Source organism: Xanthomonas sp. 3058, from assembly GCF_014199765.1.
Taxonomy (GTDB): Bacteria; Pseudomonadota; Gammaproteobacteria; order Xanthomonadales; family Xanthomonadaceae; genus Xanthomonas; species Xanthomonas campestris_B.
The window spans coordinates 66,094-84,053 of the sequence record NZ_JACHOF010000011.1 but is presented as its reverse complement, the minus strand read 5'-3'; the positions used below and the strand labels follow the sequence as shown (position 1 = coordinate 84,053).

Genomic DNA, 17,960 nt, shown 5'->3' with positions numbered 1-17,960 from the left:
GCAGCAACGCAAAACACAGCAAGCACCGCGGCCTGCCAGCTGGACGCGCGTGTCAGAACCAGGGCGCGTCGGGCATACTGGCCATGGCGCGTTGCAGCTTCAACCAGCGCTTGAGCGATTGCGGATCTTGCAGCTCGCGCAGGTCGTGACGCGCGTGGATCACCTCGTCCTCGATCTCGCGCTTGAGTTGCGCCATCAATCTGCTGAGCCGTTCGGGCTTGGGGCGCGTCTGTAGATCCAACCCGTATTCGGCACAGAAGTTCTCCGACTGCTGCAGTACCTGTTGCTGAAGATCCTTGCACTGCCGATCCAGCTCGCGGTTATAGTCCTGCAGCCGCGCCGCGCTCATCGCATTCACGCCTTGCGCGTCCAACAAACCGATTTCGGCCTGCAATTCGAGCAAGCCCAGCAGATCGCCAGCCTTGTAGGCGGCATTGAGCCGCTGCATGAGGAGGGTGCGCGAGGCGTGGTCGTCGGCGTCCTTGGCACGGTCCGGGTGCAGGTTGCCGGCCAGCTTGCGATACAACTCGCGCAGTGGTGGCGGTTCGGTACTTTCGACACCCGCTTTTTTCTCGGCACGCTTGCGACGTTGCGTGTGGCGTTGCTGCTGCTGCGCATGTTCCTGCTCCAACCGCTCGCTGACGCGCGCGTAGAGCTCTTCGGGCGAGTCGACGCCATCCAGTTCGTCGGCATCCAGCCCGTAGGCCTGGCCGAGAATCTGCTTTATCAGCGCATCGGATTCGGAAACGTCCTGATCGTAGCCGACTGCGCTATGGCGGTCGTATATCGGCCGCAGCGCGTCATGTCCGGCCTCGATCAGCGGGCCGGCGATATCGCATAGCAACTCGGACAGAAATTCGCGATCGGCCTTGCCCAGTTTGACCGTGGCGTGCGCGCGATCGAGCTCTTCGACCAGCGCGATATCGGCGGCGCGGCGATGGTCGAGCAAGGGCTGCAGTTCGCTGTGGTAATGCTCGCGCCACTGCGTAAGCGCCACCTGCCAGGCCTGCAATTCGCAGCGATGACGTTCCAGATCGCGCAGCAAGCGGTCGAAGCGCTTGCGTGCCGGCGACAGCGGCGCCCCGGAGGCCAGCGCAGGTTGGCTGCGCAGTTGCTGCAGCGCCTGCGAGGCAGGCGCATCGGTCGCGGGTCGGGCCTTGCGCGGCATACCCGGCTCACTCACTCTTCAGGATCGGCATCTGCATCGTCCGGACGCTGGTCGCCAACGGTCCACAGCCGCTCCAGCGCATAGAACTCGCGCACGCGCGGCAGCATCACATGCACCACCACGTCGCCCAGGTCCACCAGCACCCACTCGGCCTCGCGCTCGCCTTCCACGCCCAGCGGCATCACGTCCAGGCGCTTGGCGAACTTGACCACCTCTTCGGCGATCGACTTCACATGGCGGGTCGAGGTGCCCGAGGCGACCACCATGTAATCGCAGACGCTGGACTTGCCGCGCACATCGATCTCGACCACGTCCTTGGCTTTCAGTTCCTCGACGGCTTCGCGCACGGTGGCCAACAGGTCCGGCACGGACGGCGGCGGATTCGGAATGGAGGTCTTGATGACTTGAGCTTGGGTGGTCAAAGCGGGCAACTCGATGGAATTGGCGTGAATTATAGGCCGGTCCGGCCGGATGCGTGTTCAGTTAACCGGGCACGTGGCCATACAGGTGTGCGTGCGCGATGAAAGCCGCCACCGGCGGCGGTACCAGCGCTTGCCAGGCACCCCTGTCGGCAATGCGCGCGCGCACCGCGCTGGCCGATTCGCTGCGCAGCGGTTGATGCAGTCGCCACAGGCGGCCGGCCGGCGTGGTGCCCAGTTCGCCCGCGCTGGCCGCCCACCGGCCCTGCACCGCCTCGGCCAGCTGCGGCGCGTCGGCCAGGTCCAGCGCGATGCCCGGACGCGCGGCGATGACGAAGTGCGCCAGGGCGAACAGCGCTTCCCACTCATGCCAGTGGCTCAACCCGACGAAGGCATCGGCGCCGAGCAGCCAGGCGATCGGTGTGGTTGGGCCGAGTTCGGCACGCAGTTCGCGCAAGGTCTCGACGGTGTAGGACGGCGCGCTGTCATGGCTGGCGCGTTGCAGTTCGCGGGTGTCCAGCAGCAGCCCGGCGGTATCGGCCAGCGCCAGTTCCAGCATGCGCGCGCGTTGCGCGGCGGTGGCGCCGGGCGCGGGGCGATGCGGCGGGTCGGCGGCCGGCACCAGATGCACCAGCGCGCCGAGTTCGTCGCGCGCGGCGCAGGCGATGGCGAGGTGGCCCAGGTGGATCGGGTCGAAGGTGCCGCCGTAGTAGACGTGGAGCCGGGAGTCGGGAATCGGGATTGGGGATTCGGAAGAGCGAGGGTTCAGCGCTGCGGAGCGGGAACCGATGAGCGGCGAGGTGGGAGCCGCGCTGCTGAAGGTGGCCGCAGGTGCGGCCTGGCCGGGTGTTGCGCTGTGTCGGGAGGCGGAGCGCGCGTGGCGGTTGGCGGAGGCGTGGTCTCCGGGGGCGGCATCGCCGGCTTTCACGCCAGCAATCTCACCGCGCGGGCTTCGGCCACGGCCACCAGCAGGCGTTCCAGGCCGACCCAGGGGTCGCCGTCGGCGCGGCCCTTGGCCATGCGATCGACCCGCGAGGCTTCGGCGACAAAGCGTTCCCAGCGACGCGGCTCGGGGTGGCGTTGCAACGCGCGCTTGAACGGCGCCTGGCGCGATTCCCAGATGCCTTGCGATTTCATTTCGGCAGCGAGGTTGCCCCCGTTGGCCTGCACCTTCGCCAGCGATGCGGTGCGTAGCAGTTCCTTGATGAGGATCGGCATCAGCGCGGCCACCGCCTCGCCCTCGGCACGCAGGCCGGCGAGCATGCGGATCACGGCGGCCGGCTGCCCGGAGAACGTCGTCTCTGCCAGACGGAACACGTCGTAGCGTGCGGCATCGGCGACCAGCGATTCCATCGCCTCCAGGTCCAGCACCTTGCCGTCGGCCAGCAGCACCAGCTTGTCGATTTCCTGCGCGGCGGCCAGCAGGTTGCCTTCCACCCGCTCGCTCAGGCGCTGCACGGCGGCAGCATCCGCACGCAGGCCCTGGCTGCGCAGGCGGCGCTCGATCCAGTCCGACAGCTCATGCGGTTTGATCGCCCAGGCCACCGAAATGGTGCCGATGCGGCCGATCGCCTCGGCCCACTTGCCCTGATGCGCCTTGCTCCAGTCGTTGGCGGTGATCAGCAGCACCACATCCGGCGGCGGGTTGGCGCAGAACCGGGTGATGACCTCGGCGCCGTCCTTGCCCGGCTTGCCGCTGGGCAGGCGCACCTCGACCAGCCGGCGCGGGCTGAACAGGCTCGGCGCGTTGAAGGTGGCGTCCAGTTGGTTCCAGTCGAACTCGCGGCCATCGGCGTCGAACACTTCACGCTCGCTGATGCCTTCGGCACGCGCGCGTGCACGCACGGCATCGGCTGCTTCCAGTACGCGTAGCGTCTCTGGACCGGCTATCAGGTAAGCCGGCTGTAACGGCTGGCTGGACTGACCGGCAAGCTGCTCGGGGCGAAGTTCCATGACTGCGAAAGCGCGCGACGCTTAGTTGTTCGACGACGACTGCGATGCAGGCGGCAACGCGGCGGGCACGCTCGATTCAGGCGGTGTCGTTGGCTGCGCAGGCGGCGTCTCGGCTGGCGGCAGCGGCGCACTCGGCGTGCTTTCCAGGGTTTCGCCGCGTTCCAGACGGGCGCGCACTACGCTGTCGATACGACGCAGGATCGAGGCCGACATGTCCTTGCGCAATTCGTCGGCAAGGATTTCGCGCTCGGTCGCGGTACCGGTGGCATCGACCGGCGGGGAGACGTAATCGCGCGACAGCTCGATCACCTGCTGCGGCACCAGCACCGAGCCATTGGCGGTGGTGACCGAGAAGATCGCCGCGTAACGCAGGCTGTATTCCTGCGCACGGCCCTGGCTGTCGATGGCGATCGGCAGATCGCCCCAACGCTCGGACAACACCTGCACCTGCGCAAAGCCGGTCTTGGCATCCTCGTCGGCCAGGGTGGCGCCAGAGGCCTTGAGGCCGCGCCGCAGCAGCTTGGCCAGTTCGCTGTACTGCACCGCAGACTGCACTTTCACCGCCGGTGTATCGGGCGGCAACGCCAGCGAATTACGCAGATGGAATCCGCAGGCGGTGAGGCTCGACACAAGCACGAGGGAGGTAGCGAAGGCAGTAGGGAATCGAATCATGGGCACAGTCTGGATGAGCGCCCCGGCGGCGGCAACAGGCGGCTAGCCTGCCCGACACCGCGTGAACGGGGCTTGAGAGCGCCGCAGTAAAACTGCGGCGGCCGGTGATGACAAACGCGTCGCCACGCGCCAGTGAAATGAATCGGCAAGAACGACCGCAGTCCCCTTGCCTGCGCGCCAGTGCAGGAATTACCTGAAACTGCCGCATCAACCTAACCTACGCACCGCTACGCCGATCCGGCGAACTACCCGAAACGGCGGCTGCGACCCGACCAATCAGAACCAATCACCCCGCCACGATATTCACGATCTTGCCGGGCACGATGATGATCTTGCGCACGCTCAGTCCTTCCAGGAACTTGGCGGCGTTCGGCTCGGCCTGGGCCAGCGCTTCGATCTGCTCGCGTCCGGCATCGGCAGCCACCTCGATGGTGCCGCGCAGCTTGCCGTTGATCTGCACCGCCAGGGTCAGCGCATCGCGCACCAGCGCGGCGGCATCGACCTGCGGAAACGCCACGTTTTCCAGCAGCGTCTCGCCACGGCCCAGCACCTGCCACAGCGCGTGGCTGGCATGCGGGGTGATCGGATTGAGCAACAGCACCATCGCTTCCAGCGCTTCCTGCCGCACCGCCCTGCCCTGGTCGCTGGCGTCGTCGAACTTGGCCAGCGCGTTGGACAACTCCATCACCGCGGCAATGGCGGTGTTGAAGCTGTGGCGGCGGCCGTAGTCGTCGCTGACCTTGCCGATGGTCTCGTGGGTCTTGCGGCGGATCGCCTTCTGCTCGGCGCTCAGCGCGGCGGCATCCAATGCAGCGGCAGCGCCTTCGCCCACATGCTTGTGCACCTGCACCCACAGCCGGCGCATGAAGCGCGCCATGCCATCGACGCCGGCCTCGTTCCACTCCAGCGACTGCTCCGGCGGTGCGGCGAACATCGAGAACAGGCGCACGGTGTCGGCGCCGTACTTGGCCACCATCGACTGCGGGTCCACGCCGTTGTTCTTGGACTTGGACATCTTCTCGGTGCCGCCGATATGCACCGGCTGGCCGTCGGCGATCAACACCGCGCCGGTGACGCGGCCGCGCTCATCGCGCTGGATTTCGACATCGGCCGGATTGATCCAGTCCTTGCCGCCGTTGTCGGCATCGCGATAGAAGGTGTCGGCGATGACCATGCCCTGGGTGAGCAGGTTGGTCACCGGCTCGTCGCTGTCCACCAGCCGCGCGTCGCGCATGAGCTTGTGATAGAAGCGGAAGTACATCAGGTGCAGGATCGCGTGCTCGATGCCGCCCACGTACAGGTCGGCCGGCATCCAGTAATTGGCGCGGCGGTCGACCATGTCGCGGGCATTGGGGCTGGTGTAGCGCGCCACGTACCAGCTCGACTCCATGAAGGTGTCGAAGGTGTCGGTCTCGCGCTCGGCCGGGCCGCCGCACTCCGGGCAGGTGGTCTGGCGCCAGCTCGGGTCGGTCTTGATCGGCGAACCGGTACCTGCAAATTCCACGTTCTCCGGCAGCACCACCGGCAACTGGTCTTCCGGCACCGGCACCGCGCCGCACTTGGCGCAGTAAATCACCGGAATCGGGCAGCCCCAGTAGCGCTGGCGGCTCACGCCCCAGTCGCGCAGGCGGTAATTGATCCGGCGCTGGCCCTGGCCCTTGCGCTCGAAGCGCTCGGCCAAGGCCTCGAACGCGCCACCGAAATCCAGCCCGTCGAACTCGGCCGAATTGATCAGTTCCAGCGGGCGGCTCTTGTCGGTGTACCAGTCGCGCCACTCGGTGGCGTCCCAGCGCTGCTCGTCGTCGTTGCGCGGCTCGCGCAGCTTGACCACCTGCACGATCGGCAGGGCGTACTTGTTGGCGAACTCGAAATCGCGCTGGTCGTGGCCCGGCACCGCCATCACCGCACCGGTGCCGTAGCCCATCAGCACGAAGTTGGCCACCCACACCGGCACCTGTTCGCCGCTGATCGGATGCACCGCGGTCAGGCCGGTGGCCATGCCGCGTTTTTCCTGGGTTTCCAGTTCGGCTTCGGAGACGCCGCCGTGCTTGAGCGTTTCCAGCAGCGCGGCCAGCTCCGGGTTGGATTTGGCCGCATGCAGCGCCAGCGGGTGCTCGGCGGCGATCGACACGAAGGTCACGCCCATCAGCGTGTCCGGGCGGGTGGTGAACACACGCAGCGGATCCAGCGCAGCGCCGTTGGTGTCGCGCACGTCGAACTGGATCTCCAGCCCTTCCGAGCGGCCGATCCAGTTGCGCTGCATGGTCTTGACCGAATCCGGCCAGCCGTCCAGCTGGTCCAGGCCGTCGAGCAGTTCCTGCGCGTAATCGGTGATGCGCAGGAACCACTGCGGAATCTCGCGTTTTTCGACCAATGCACCGGAGCGCCAGCCGCGGCCGTCGATGACCTGCTCGTTGGCCAGCACGGTCTGGTCGATCGGGTCCCAGTTCACCACCGCGTTACGGCGATAGGCCAGGCCCTTGCGCATCAGCCGGGTGAACATGCGCTGCTCGTGCACGTAATACTCGGGCGTGCAGGTGGCGAACTCGCGCGACCAGTCGATGGCGTAGCCCAGCGACTTGAGCTGACCGCGCATGTGTTCGATATTGGCATAGGTCCACTTGGCCGGCGCGGTCTTGTTCTTGATCGCGGCGTTTTCCGCCGGCAACCCGAATGCGTCCCAGCCCATCGGCTGCATCACGTTGTGGCCGGTCATGCGCTTGTAGCGGCTGACCACATCGGAGATGGTGTAGTTGCGCACATGGCCCATGTGCAGCGCACCGGACGGGTACGGCAGCATCGACAGGCAATAGAACTTGGGTTTCTCCGAGTTCTCGTCGACCTGGAAGGCGCGGGTGGCATCCCAGAACTGCTGGGCGGAAGTTTCGACCTGCTGCGGGTCGTAGGCGTTCGGTTCGACGGTGGACATTGGGAGCGGATGCTCGGGCGGTGCAAAGCGGAACAGGGTACCGCAGTGCGGCAGGCGCTCCAAACCGCAGACTCAGCCGGGCGCCCTGGCCGGCCAGCGCCAGGCGGCCACCGCCAGCCAGCCGACCCAGGCCAGAAACGCCAGGCGCTGGGCGATCGCCTGCCGCAACAGCCCCGGCGGGCCGAACGCCAGTACCGCCACCAGCAACCCGGCGCCCAGGCTCAGCCAGGCCAGCGCGCGGGTGCCGGGCTGGTTGAGCAGCGCGGCGGCGATCAGCAACATGCCGGGAACGAACGCCACCGCCCACAGCAACCAGGCGCTGGCATGGGCCTGACTGGCACGGCCATCCAGGTCGGCAGGATCCAGCGGCAACGCGCCCATGCCGACAAAGGCCAACCCGGCCAGCACGATCAACTGCCCGCCCACGCGCAAGCCCCAACCCGACTTGGCCGGCATGCGCGCCAGCAGGCTGACCCCGGTGGCCATGCCAAGCGCACCCACCATCACGAACGCCAGCAGGTTGAAGCCCAACGCATGCGGAACGCCGTCTGCGCCCAGCAGCGCCACCGGATGGCTGGCCTGCAGATAGCCGGGCAGCGCCACGCCGAAACCGGCCACCGCCAGCACGAACACGGTCGCTGCGATCAGCCCCAGGTAACGCTGGGCGCCCTCGATACTTGCCATCGTCTTGCTCCGACACGGGGCGCACGCTGCGCCGCCAGGACGCGGCATTGTCGTGCCGGGCGCGCGCGGCGTGAACCCCTGGCCTGGTGATGCTGGCCTGGTGATGGCTGGCCTGGCTGTGGCCAGTCGCAGCATGGTCGGCCTGGTCATGCGCGAGTTGGTGGCAGCAGCCCGTGCCCGTTGGCCTGGGCCTAGGCCTGGCAACCTTGTGTCGGCCGGGTTTGCCACCATTACGTCCCACTGTTGCCGTCATCTCTTCAGGAAGCCCATGTCCGACAAGCCGCACGTATTCGATGCCACCACCGACACCTTCGAGACCGAGGTCCTGCAGAAATCGTTGACGACACCGGTACTGGTGGACTTCTGGGCCACCTGGTGCGGTCCGTGCAAGTCGCTGACGCCGATCCTGGAAAAGCTCGCCGCCGACTACAACGGCGCGTTCGAGCTGGCCAAGGTCGATGTCGACAAGGAGCAGCAGATCGCCGCCGCCTTCCAGATCCGCTCGGTCCCCACCGTGTTCCTGGTCAAGGGCGGCGAGCTGGTCGATGGCTTCCCCGGCGCGATGCCGGAAGGCCAGGTGCGCGAATTCCTGACCCAGCACGGCGTGCTGCCGGCGGAGCCGCAGGTGGCCGAAGAGCTCCCGCCAGCACCGCTCGACCCGCAGGCGCAGGCTGCCGCACTGCGCGAGGCGATCGCTGCCGAGCCGGACAAGGACGAACTCAAGCTGGATCTGGCGCTGGCGCTGCTCAAGATCGGCGACACGGTCGAGGCCGAGCAGCTGATCGATGCCCTGCCCGCCAACCTCGCCACCGACGACCGCGCGGTGCGCGCCAAGGCGCGCCTGAGCTTTGCCAACGTGCTGAAGGACGCGCCGGATGCCGATGCCCTGCAAGCCACCGTGGCCGCCAATGGCGCCGATCTGCGTGCGCGCCATCTGCTCGGCGTGCGCCACCTGCTCGACGGCAACGACGAGGCCGCGCTGGAGCAGTTCCTGGAAATGCTGCGGCAGGACCGCAGCTTCGACGACAACCTGCCGCGCCGCAGCCTGATCGACGCGTTCCGCGTCATCGAAGACGAGGACCTGGTCGGCCGCTACCGCCGCAAGATGTCGGCGCTGGTGTTCTAGAGCCGCCGGCAAGATGGCGTAAGCGGTCGTCGGGTGCGTGCGGACGGCGCGCCCGGAACCGAAATCCACGCGGAGCACCTGCCGCTCCCGAGCACCGGCCGCGCCCGCCTGACGCCTGCGCAGTTGTCTTGTCAGCCGCTCTTCAGCGGCTTGGGCGATCGGGCATCCGACCCGGCGGAGGTCGAGCCGGATTGCGACAAGGCGGCCAGGACTATCGGGCACCCCGCTGCAGTCGTGCGCGCTCGATGGCCTGCGCGGCTCGCTTCGGCGCCGTGCGGGGTTGTCCCAACGCGACGCGGGCCACTGCGACGGACACGGTTCGCTCCGGAACTGCGCCAATGACCGGCGCACAAAGCGCATAAAAGCAGAGAAAAACGCTGCGATATCGACCTGCAGCGCACACACGACTTCTGGCAAACAGGCCGACACTGGCGGCCCGCCCGCCATCCATACGCATGCGAATGTTATGCTGCGCACCCGCCCTGCCATGGAACCTGGCCGCATGCGCGCTTCACTGTTCAAGCTCGGCATCAACCTGTGGCCGCCCTACCTGTTCGCCGGTATCCACGTCACCGTGTTGTCGGCCGATTACCGCTACGCACGCGTGGAGCTGCGGCAGCGCCCGTGGAACCGTAACTACGTCGGCACCCATTTCGGCGGCAGCCTGTTCGCGATGACCGACCCGTTCTGGATGCTGCTGACCATGCAGAACCTGGGGCGCGACTACTACGTGTGGGACAAGGCCGGCAGCATCGAGTTCGTCAAGCCCGGACGCGGCACGGTGAGCGCGGATTTCGTCATCGAAGACAGCGTTCTGGCCGAATTGCGCGATGCCACCGCCGGCGGCGAAAAATATCTGCGCTGGTTCGAAAACGAGGTACACAACCGCGATGGCGAGGTCGTCGCGCGCGTGCGCAAGCAGCTGTACGTCAAGCGCAAACCGGCACGCTGAGCATGTCGCGGGCCATGTGCTTTGAGGCGAGTGCAAAGCGGCCAGTGGCGCGCTGCCACAAGGCGAGCGCGTTCCAGCCTGGCCTGGGCAACGCGCACAGCGCAGTCTCGGCGCGCCATGGGCCACGTCCCCGCGGACGACAGGCCTGCTGCCGGGTGTGACCCATTCACTGGTCGGCATCTGCGCTGTGTCTGTTGGTCCCGCTGTTCCGCAACGACCACGGCGCCACCGATCACTACACCACCCGCACGTGCCTAACAGCCAGTAAGCGCGCAGCGGCTGCAAGCGACGGACTGACATCACCATGCCGGCGCACGCTGCCGGCGTTGCGATATGCGCACACGCGCTTTGCGTCCAGGCGCGTGGTCGGCAAGAATCGGGTCTTTCCTCCGCTGGCCGCTTTCATGCTTCTGCGCACCGTTGCTTCTGCCTGCCTGCTCGCCCTGGTGTTCCCCGCTGCAGCCGACGCGGCCTATCGCAGTCCGCAACAGATCCTGGAGGCATCGCCGCCCAGCGACTGGCGCGTGCTCGACCCGGACCGCGCGCTGTACATGGAACTCGATGGCGGGCGGGTCGTCATCGAACTGGCGCCGCAGTTCGCGCCCGCGCACGTGGACAACATCCGCACGCTGGCGCATGAGCGCTTCTGGGACGGACTCAGCATCTATCGGTCGCAGGACAACTTCGTGGTGCAGTTCGGCGACCCCGATGGCGAAACCCCGGCCAAGGCCAAGTCGCTAGGGTCGGCCAAGACCCATCTACCTGCCGAATTCGAACGCCCGTCGCAGGGCCTGAACTTCCAGCGCCTGCCCGACAGCGATGGCTGGGCGGCGCAGGTGGGCTTTGTCGATGGCTTCCCGGTCGGGCGCGACAACGCCAGCGGCAAGACCTGGCTTGCGCATTGCTACGGCACGCTGGGCGCCGGCCGCAACAACGACGAAGACAGCAGCATCGGCGCCGAGCTGTATGTGGTCACCGGGCAGTCGCCACGCCAGCTGGACCGCAACATCACCGTGGTCGGCCGGGTGGTCAAGGGCATGGAGTTACTCAGCGTGATTCCGCGCGGGCCGGAGCCGATGGGCTTTTATGAAGACACAGCGCAACGCACACCGATCCGCGCGATTCGCCTGGCCAGCGAAGTGCCGCTGCCCGAGCGCACGCCCTTGCAGCTGTTGCGCACCGACAGCCAGACCTTCCGCGATGTGGCCGAAGCGCGGCGCAATCGCAAGGACGATTTCTACAAACGCCCGGCCGGGCATATCGATCTGTGCAATGTACCGTTGCCGGTGCGGGCGCCGCCGGCTGGTTGATTCGGGATTCGGGATTCGGGATTCGGGATTCGGGATTCGGGATTCGGGAATCGGGAATCGGGAATCGGAAAAGCAGCGCCGGGCTCTGACATTTCGGACCTGCGAGCATGCTTGGTCCATTGCGTCATTGAAATTGGATGCATGGTCCTCCGAGGCTCAGCATATCCCGCAGCGTGCGGCGGTGATGGCGCGGCTGCCAGAGACCTTGCGATTGACCTCGGTGCCGGATACCACTAGCGTCGCAGCCACACCAGCGCACTACGGACGCTTCATGCTCGCGCGCCCCCTCTATGCCTTGCTCGCGACCCTCGCTCTGGGCGCATGCGCCCACACGGCCGCCACCCCAGCCCCGGCAACCGTCACGGAGACATCTGCCATGAGTTCCTCATCAGATTCCGCAGTCACTCCCGCTGGCAGCGAACCCAGCGGACCGATACGAACGGCAGAAGATGCACTCACCCGCATGCTTGCCTTGATTCAAGCAATTCACCAACTGGACGATCTGACGCCTGACTACCTGCAGTACAAAATGGGGGTTCCGGTGACGCGTGCGGCAGCTGATGCCAAGCGCTATGGTGCCAGTGCTCCGCTTACAAGTGAGTGGGGTTACAGCTTTGGCATGGACCAGACGCCTACTGCGGGGCGTTGGTTCGAGTTCACGTTTATTCCAGCGCAAGCGGGTGCTTCCCCCCCGATGACGGAGATCTGCAGGATCGATTTCGATACGTTTACCAAGAAGCTGGAAAACATCGGGTTTGTACGTCAACGAAACATAGTGGAAGACGGGCGATGGATGAGTGACTTCTTCAGCCGCCCAGGCATGCGCGTGGAGGTGTTTCCACGAGGTGAGGCTGATGCACCGCCGGAGAGGCCGGAGCACCACTGCGTTGAATGGATCTACATTCGTTAATCCAAGGAACGGCCATGCCATTGAGTCCACAGGCGCAAGCTATTGTTGATGACTTCGGGCACCAGCCAGGCGTAGCCCCCGAACATGTCATCAATCTGCAGGGTGTGCTAGCCGCATCGCCCGTTCTGCTTGACCAATTCAATGATGCGGTTGCCAAGCAACGCGTACTCAGTCTAAAACCTCTGACTGATCCGAATGCAGGCGGGACGTTCACGCCGGATGAGCGTTCCATCCGACTACCGCTGTCCAGGCTGTCCAATGGGCATGGTGGCAAGTTGCTTGATTCCGGTGACATGACGTTTGTGCTGGGGCATGAACTGCAGCACGCCATGTACAGCCCAACCGCAGCTGTCTCCCGTAAGGCGTTCGAAACCGCTGCGGCGCAGATAGCCAAGACCACGCACGATTATTCGGACGCAGCGGAGAAGGTTTTATCAAGCAACCGTTTAGATGAAGCAGTGCAGAAATTGCAGGCTGGAATGCAACCGTCAGCAGGGTAAAGCAAGCAAAGCCGGATGCCTCCCTGGAAGATATTTTTCGGGAAGCACCCGGCCGTATGCACGACTTCATTGATCGAACTGACGGAATGCCGCAATTCAATTACGCGCTCAAGTCCAACCTTACCTTGAACGCAGATATGACGATGCCCGTCACTCCTGCCAATGTCGAGGCAATGGGGGCAAATTTCTTCGACAAGGATGCCAAAAGCACCCGTATCGGCCACGCGGGTCAGTCCGACTACGCCAACCACTACGGTCCGTGGGTGGTTGGAACAGCTGCCATCTAAGAGCGTCACTACAACAAGTCAAAGCCCTGCGAGCCAGAGCAGCCAATGATCCTGGACATGCAGCGCTTGGGATTAAAGGAAGAAATCCTGGAGCGCAACGGCATCGATCTGGGCAGCAATACCCGTTCCATGCCTTACCTCGACAGCAGCACGCAGCCACCGACGCCCGGCCTGTTCCAGCACAGCAAGACGACGCACCTGCACGTGTCGCCTATCACTGCGCGCGAACTGGAACAGCAGCTGCGGGAGCGCGATCCGCAGTCGCCAGGGCAGTCAGCCCAGCTTCTCCCGTCAGACCCAGGCCATGCCGATCACCCGTTGTACCAACAGATCAGAGATGGGGTGCAAAAGCTCGATGCCCAGCATGACAGGGAGTGGGATGCATCAAGCCAGCGCATGACGGCCAGCCTGCTTGCGCTGGCAAAAGAGGAAGGGCTGTCGCGGGTGGATCATGTCGTGCTCAACAACCCAACAGCTCAGTTGGCCGGCAGCGAGAAGGTCTTCGTCGTCCAGGGGGCTCTCAATGACCCGGCACACCAGCGTGCACACATGCCGACCGTGGACGCCGTGCAGGCGCCAGAGAGCCAGTCGTTCGATCGCCTGCAAGCGATCAACCAGACTCAGGCCCAGACGCGCGAACAGCAGCAGGCGCTGGAGCAGTCGCAGCAAGCCGTTACCCAGGCCTGTCCGTCGATGACGCGCTGAGGTTCAACAGAAGAACACAGTTGCGTGCTGCCTTGGACGGACAGCGCCGCGTAGACAGTGTCTTCGTCTCTCGCAAGGACCTTGACAACAAACGCATGCACTACATCCGTGCGTACAACAAAGATCCCAGACACTCCACATGGATCTACTCCGATCCAACGCGACGCATCACCTCCGATGCGTCGGATTCAGTGCACCAGCACGCTTGCCTGGCGCACCTGTTCAGCGGGCGCGCTGACTGAAAGCCACGCTGCCCAGGATCAACACCGCGGCCACCAACATGGTCCAGGTCAACGGTTCGCCAAGCAGCGACCACGCCAGCAGCGCGCCGAACACCGGCACCAGATAGGTCACCGTGGACGCACGCGCCGGGCCGATGCGCTGGATCAAACGGTAATACATCAAGAACGCCAACCCGGTGCACACCACGCCCAGCGCGGTGGCGCAGGCCCAAGCTACCGGCGGCACCGGTGTGGTCGGCCACTGCCACCAGGCCAGCGGCGCCAGCAGCAAGGCGCTGCAACCCAGCGTGGATGCCGCCGATGCGGCCGGTGGCAAATCGCCCATGTGGCGCTTCACCAGGTTGTAGCCGATGCCGTACAGCAGCGATGCCGTGGCACCGGCGAGCGCGGCCGGCCCCACGCTCAACCCGGCCGACTTGCCGGTGGCCAATACCAGCACGCCGATGAAGCCGACCAGCAGCGCCAGCGCACGACGCGTGCCGATGCGTTCGCCGAAAAACAGGAATGCGATCAATGCCGTGAACAACACCGTCATCGCATTGCAGATCGCACCCACCGCCGCCGGCGCGTGCTGCGCGCCCCAGGCGAACAGCAGGAACGGCAGTGCGGAGTTGAGCACGCCGATCGCCGCCAGCATCGGCCAGCGATGCAGTGGGAAGCGTCCGCGTGCCAGCCACAGGAATGGCATCAGCACCAAGGCGCCCAACGCCAGGCGGATTTCCACCAACACCACGGTGCCGAACATCGGTGCGGCCACGCGCATGAATAAGAACGAGCAGCCCCAGACAATGCCGAGAAACCCCAGTTCCAGCGGGGTGCGCCAGTCGCGCGGTGCAACGGCCGGTTGCATCGCCGGTTGCGCGCTCATTGCACTGCCTGCGCAGCGTGCCGTGATGCGTTGAAACCGCGCAGGACACCAACAGGCAAGCAAGCGGACATGGCACGATCATCGCTAAGGGGTGATGCAGCATCGGCGGCAATGGCGGGCGTCACAAGCGCGTAATATCAGGGTGAGCCACAAATTTCATTCATGCCTCGATGAATCTGCGCCCCACCCTGCTGCCCGCGCTGGGCGTGTTTGCCGCCGCCGCACGCCATCAAAATTTCGCGCATGCCGCCGAAGAGCTGCACCTCACTGCCAGTGCGGTCAGCCACCATGTGCGCAAGCTGGAAGCGCTGCTTGGGGTCATCCTGTTCCAGCGCTTGCCGCGCGGGGTCAAACTCACCGCCGAAGGCCGGCAACTGGCCGATGCCGCCAGCGCCGCATTGGCCGAGATCGCCGCAGTGGCCGGCAACCTGCATCCGCGCGAAGACGCCATCCCGCTGCGCGTGACCACGCTGCGCTCGCTGTCGTATTGCTGGCTGTTGCCACGGCTGCCGCGCTTTTGTCGCGCGCATCCGCATATCCGCATGGATCTGCAATCGGACAGCGCGTTCTCACGCTTCGAAGAAGGTGGCCCGGAGGTGGGCATTCGCTACGGCCAGGGCGCGTGGCCGGGATTGACCTCGCATCATCTGATGGACGACGACTTGTTTCCGGTGGCCTCGCCGTCCTTGCCGGAAGTGGCCGCCTTGCGTACGCCGGCGCAGATCGCGCAATTGCCCTTGTTGAGCGACCTGTCCCCGCAAGGGTGGCGCGACTGGTTTCGTGCCGCCCAGGTGCGTGGCATCACGCCGCCGCCGATGCATACCTTCAACGACAGCACCGACGCGATGCGCGCTGCGGTCTATGGTCTGGGCGCGGTGCTGGCGCGCAAGCACATCGCGCAGCCCTACCTGCAACGCTACGAATTGGTGCGCCTGCCTGGACCAACGCTCAAGGCACGCTACGCCTACTACATCGTGCACCCCAGCCACCGCGTCCCCAGCCCTGCAGCAACGGCGTTCATCGACTGGCTCAAACGCGAAGCACTGGACGAACGTACCCCGATGCCGGCACTGCCGGCCGAGCTGCGCACTTTGCAGGAAGGGGCGGATGAGGGCGCGAGCGAAGCCCGATGACGTTTGGGCGCACGTGGGCTTCGCGTCCGTAATCTCTCCCGGCGGAAGCGGAGGCTTTTGATCGACTGAGCGCAGCTGCTTGGCCACTGCCTTCTCCCGCCTGCGGGAGAAGGTGCCCCAGAGGGGCGGATGCGGGCGCGCGCAAAGCCCGATGAAGTTTGGGAGCACAAGGACTTCGCGTCCGTACCCTCTCCCCACTCCCTCTCCCGGCGGAACAGGGGCATTGAAGCAGGCCGCTCCACCAGGCGGCGCAAACGACTTGACAACCCACCCAAGCAAGATCATTAATTAGCTAATTCGTTAATTAGCTAAAACCTCTCCATGTCCATCGATCGCATCTTCGAAGCCCTTGCCTCGCGGCCGCGCCGGGAAATCCTGGCCTATCTGTCCGCGCAGGAGCTGACCGCCGGGCAGATCGGCGAACGCTTTGCAATGAGCGCGCCCGCCATTTCGCGTCACCTGTCGGTGCTGGCCGCAGCGGGCCTGGTCAGCAGCGAGCGACGCGGCCAGTTCGTGGTGTATCGGCTAACCCCCGACAACATGGTCAACACCCTCAGCGGGTTCGCGTTCGAGGTCTGCCCCACGGCCGGGCCGCTGCAACGCGAATCGCGCAAGCTGGCCAAGAAAGCCGGCTGACCCTGCCGTACTCTCCTGCCGTAAGGACTCGTCATGGACCAGCAACGGATCGTCGCAGAAACCAGTTTCCCCCGCGTGTCGCTGCCCTCCCATAGCGGCGGCCGGCCGGTGGAAGTCATGCTGATCGCGCAACTCGACCCCGGCGCAGGCGATAGCCTGATCGCGCAGGCCGGCGAGCGCCAGCGGCAGCATCCGTCCCATCACGATGCGCTGGACGAGCCATCCGCGCAGCTGTCGGCGCCGGACTTCGGCCATGACGACCCGGCCTCGCTGTTTTCGTTCTCGGTGGGTCCACAAGGTCATCCCTTTCACTGCCATGCCGGCAATCGCGTGGTCACTGCAATCACCGGCAGCGGCGGTGCGCAGCTGCGCTTCTGCACCGCCTCGCTGCAACAGCTGGAGCAGGATCCGCACGTGTTCTTGCGCACGTTGCACCATGTGGATCTGCCCGGCGACAGCTTGTTCACCGTGCGCTTCGGTGGCGGCACCTGGCACCAGTTCGCGCCTGCGCAAGACAATGCGCCGCACTCGGCGTTCTTCGCGTTGTCCTGTCACCCGGACGAGACCGGCGGCGCCCTGAGCGCTGCACAGCAGGCGCTGGTCGGCCAGGGCCAGGCCACCATCGCCAGTTTGACCGAGCTGCTGCCGGCGTCGGTCACCGCGCTGCTGCAAGCGGCGCCGTTGCGCGCCGCCGATGTGCCCACGGTCTGGCTGTCGTTCCATGTCAAACCGCAGAGCTGGCAGCAACGTGCGTGTAGCCGCATGCGTCGCTGGAGCGGGCGCTTGCGCCAGTTGCTTTCCCGCACCCAGCGCCCCGGCTTTGTCGCCACCAGCGTGGCGCCGCTGCGTCTGCGCACATTGCAGACGCTGCCGGCCGATGCGCTGCTGCGCGAGCAGTTTCATCGCGACGTGCATTTCGAAGATGCTCATCAGCTGCGCCTGGACACCCGCCAACTGCGCACCGACAGCTTGCACGGCGTGCTGTGCGATCTGCTGCAGGCCTTCGTCGATCAGCCACCCGGTACGGTGAGCGGCTTGATGCGCCTGCGCAATCTGCTGGTCAAGCCGCTGGGGCTGCGTACCTCGCACCTGGGGTGCCCGGTCTCGTCCCTGCTCGACCCCAACGCCAAGCAGTTGTTTGCCGGCCGTTTTCCGGTGCTGGCACAGCGTAGCGATGCCGATGGGCAACAGGTGCAGATCGTGCTGGGCGCCGATGACAAGCATCTGCGCTTCCGTTCGTCGATTGCGCTGCGGCGTGTGAACGACCACGAGATCGAGCTGACCACGGCCACGCGGGTGTCGTGCCGCAACTGGTTCGGTCGTGTGTACATGGCATCCATCCACCACGTTCACCACCACTACGTCATGCCCACCATGCTGCGTGCCGCAGTGCAACGCATGCGACATGCCGAACAGGTCGCGCCTGAAGCGGGGCTGGCACAGTCGGTATGACTGCGCGCACGCAC

The 17,960-nt window shown here is 65.6% G+C and carries 15 protein-coding genes and 1 pseudogene; 8 read left to right on the top strand and 8 right to left on the bottom strand.

From position 1 onward, the window contains the following. Positions 1-52 precede the first annotated feature (52 nt). The 7 genes from GGR61_RS14345 to GGR61_RS14315 all read right to left on the bottom strand — a co-directional run bounded on the left by GGR61_RS14345 (position 53) and on the right by GGR61_RS14315 (position 7,825). Positions 53-1,168: a J domain-containing protein gene (locus GGR61_RS14345; RefSeq protein ID WP_184622164.1), complete on the bottom strand. Its 1,116-nt coding sequence runs from the start codon at positions 1,166-1,168 to the stop codon at positions 53-55. Positions 1,169-1,179: 11 nt separating this feature from the next. Then, positions 1,180-1,590, bottom strand: a complete 411-nt coding sequence (gene rsfS / locus GGR61_RS14340; RefSeq protein WP_184406716.1) for a ribosome silencing factor — start codon at positions 1,588-1,590, stop codon at positions 1,180-1,182. Positions 1,591-1,651: 61 nt separating this feature from the next. Beyond that, positions 1,652-2,377 carry a nicotinate-nucleotide adenylyltransferase gene (nadD, locus tag GGR61_RS14335; protein WP_326520633.1) on the bottom strand — a complete coding sequence of 242 codons (726 nt, stop codon included), beginning with the start codon at positions 2,375-2,377 and terminating at the stop codon, positions 1,652-1,654. 134 nt (positions 2,378-2,511) lie between these two features. Next, positions 2,512-3,540: a DNA polymerase III subunit delta gene (gene holA / locus GGR61_RS14330; RefSeq protein ID WP_184406714.1), complete on the bottom strand. Its 1,029-nt coding sequence runs from the start codon at positions 3,538-3,540 to the stop codon at positions 2,512-2,514. A gap of 21 nt (positions 3,541-3,561) precedes the next feature. Next, positions 3,562-4,212: an LPS assembly lipoprotein LptE gene (gene lptE, locus GGR61_RS14325; protein ID WP_184406713.1), complete on the bottom strand. Its 651-nt coding sequence runs from the start codon at positions 4,210-4,212 to the stop codon at positions 3,562-3,564. A gap of 286 nt (positions 4,213-4,498) precedes the next feature. After that, complete coding sequence (gene leuS / locus GGR61_RS14320; RefSeq protein ID WP_184622160.1) at positions 4,499-7,141, bottom strand: leucine--tRNA ligase; 2,643 nt, start codon at positions 7,139-7,141, stop codon at positions 4,499-4,501. 72 nt (positions 7,142-7,213) lie between these two features. Then, positions 7,214-7,825: a DUF998 domain-containing protein gene (locus tag GGR61_RS14315; protein WP_184406711.1), complete on the bottom strand. Its 612-nt coding sequence runs from the start codon at positions 7,823-7,825 to the stop codon at positions 7,214-7,216. Positions 7,826-8,093: 268 nt separating this feature from the next. Here GGR61_RS14315 and trxA point away from each other — a divergent pair, with 268 nt between their 5' ends. From trxA to GGR61_RS21390, 5 genes and pseudogenes are all read left to right on the top strand, one after another. After that, positions 8,094-8,951: a thioredoxin gene (gene trxA, locus GGR61_RS14310; protein ID WP_184622158.1), complete on the top strand. Its 858-nt coding sequence runs from the start codon at positions 8,094-8,096 to the stop codon at positions 8,949-8,951. Positions 8,952-9,453: 502 nt separating this feature from the next. After that, positions 9,454-9,903: a DUF4442 domain-containing protein gene (locus GGR61_RS14305; protein ID WP_184406709.1), complete on the top strand. Its 450-nt coding sequence runs from the start codon at positions 9,454-9,456 to the stop codon at positions 9,901-9,903. Positions 9,904-10,307: 404 nt separating this feature from the next. Further along, positions 10,308-11,213 carry a peptidylprolyl isomerase gene (locus tag GGR61_RS14300; RefSeq protein ID WP_184406708.1) on the top strand — a complete coding sequence of 302 codons (906 nt, stop codon included), beginning with the start codon at positions 10,308-10,310 and terminating at the stop codon, positions 11,211-11,213. A gap of 271 nt (positions 11,214-11,484) precedes the next feature. Then, positions 11,485-12,123, top strand: coding sequence for a hypothetical protein (locus tag GGR61_RS14295; RefSeq protein ID WP_184622229.1), 639 nt, complete (start codon positions 11,485-11,487; stop codon positions 12,121-12,123). A 14-nt stretch (positions 12,124-12,137) separates the two neighbouring features. Further along, a pseudogene (locus GGR61_RS21390) lies at positions 12,138-13,615 on the top strand (XVIPCD domain-containing protein). Positions 13,616-13,837: 222 nt separating this feature from the next. Here GGR61_RS21390 and GGR61_RS14285 read toward each other — a convergent pair. Continuing rightward, positions 13,838-14,725, bottom strand: coding sequence for a DMT family transporter (locus tag GGR61_RS14285; RefSeq protein WP_184622155.1), 888 nt, complete (start codon positions 14,723-14,725; stop codon positions 13,838-13,840). A gap of 170 nt (positions 14,726-14,895) precedes the next feature. Here GGR61_RS14285 and GGR61_RS14280 point away from each other — a divergent pair, with 170 nt between their 5' ends. The 3 genes from GGR61_RS14280 (at position 14,896) to GGR61_RS14270 (ending at position 17,946) form a co-directional block, all read left to right on the top strand. Further along, positions 14,896-15,858 carry a LysR substrate-binding domain-containing protein gene (locus GGR61_RS14280; protein ID WP_184622153.1) on the top strand — a complete coding sequence of 321 codons (963 nt, stop codon included), beginning with the start codon at positions 14,896-14,898 and terminating at the stop codon, positions 15,856-15,858. A gap of 321 nt (positions 15,859-16,179) precedes the next feature. After that, complete coding sequence (locus GGR61_RS14275; RefSeq protein ID WP_184406704.1) at positions 16,180-16,494, top strand: metalloregulator ArsR/SmtB family transcription factor; 315 nt, start codon at positions 16,180-16,182, stop codon at positions 16,492-16,494. A 117-nt stretch (positions 16,495-16,611) separates the two neighbouring features. After that, complete coding sequence (locus tag GGR61_RS14270) at positions 16,612-17,946, top strand: DUF2867 domain-containing protein (protein ID WP_184622227.1); 1,335 nt, start codon at positions 16,612-16,614, stop codon at positions 17,944-17,946. Positions 17,947-17,960: the final 14 nt, after the last annotated feature.

What these genes read in the sequence shown, in the direction of transcription:
- GGR61_RS14275 (WP_184406704.1), top strand. Translation starts at nt 16,180, where the DNA reads ATGTCCATCGATCGCATCTTCGAAGCCCTTGCCTCGCGGCCGCGCCGG.
- trxA (WP_184622158.1), top strand. Translation starts at nt 8,094, where the DNA reads ATGTCCGACAAGCCGCACGTATTCGATGCCACCACCGACACCTTCGAG.
- GGR61_RS14285 (WP_184622155.1), bottom strand. Translation starts at nt 14,725, where the DNA reads ATGAGCGCGCAACCGGCGATGCAACCGGCCGTTGCACCGCGCGACTGG.
- GGR61_RS14345 (WP_184622164.1), bottom strand. Translation starts at nt 1,168, where the DNA reads ATGCCGCGCAAGGCCCGACCCGCGACCGATGCGCCTGCCTCGCAGGCG.
- GGR61_RS14270 (WP_184622227.1), top strand. Translation starts at nt 16,612, where the DNA reads ATGCTGATCGCGCAACTCGACCCCGGCGCAGGCGATAGCCTGATCGCG.
- GGR61_RS14300 (WP_184406708.1), top strand. Translation starts at nt 10,308, where the DNA reads ATGCTTCTGCGCACCGTTGCTTCTGCCTGCCTGCTCGCCCTGGTGTTC.
- holA (WP_184406714.1), bottom strand. Translation starts at nt 3,540, where the DNA reads ATGGAACTTCGCCCCGAGCAGCTTGCCGGTCAGTCCAGCCAGCCGTTA.
- GGR61_RS14315 (WP_184406711.1), bottom strand. Translation starts at nt 7,825, where the DNA reads ATGGCAAGTATCGAGGGCGCCCAGCGTTACCTGGGGCTGATCGCAGCG.
- GGR61_RS14295 (WP_184622229.1), top strand. Translation starts at nt 11,485, where the DNA reads ATGCTCGCGCGCCCCCTCTATGCCTTGCTCGCGACCCTCGCTCTGGGC.
- GGR61_RS14305 (WP_184406709.1), top strand. Translation starts at nt 9,454, where the DNA reads ATGCGCGCTTCACTGTTCAAGCTCGGCATCAACCTGTGGCCGCCCTAC.
- leuS (WP_184622160.1), bottom strand. Translation starts at nt 7,141, where the DNA reads ATGTCCACCGTCGAACCGAACGCCTACGACCCGCAGCAGGTCGAAACT.
- GGR61_RS14280 (WP_184622153.1), top strand. Translation starts at nt 14,896, where the DNA reads ATGAATCTGCGCCCCACCCTGCTGCCCGCGCTGGGCGTGTTTGCCGCC.
- lptE (WP_184406713.1), bottom strand. Translation starts at nt 4,212, where the DNA reads ATGATTCGATTCCCTACTGCCTTCGCTACCTCCCTCGTGCTTGTGTCG.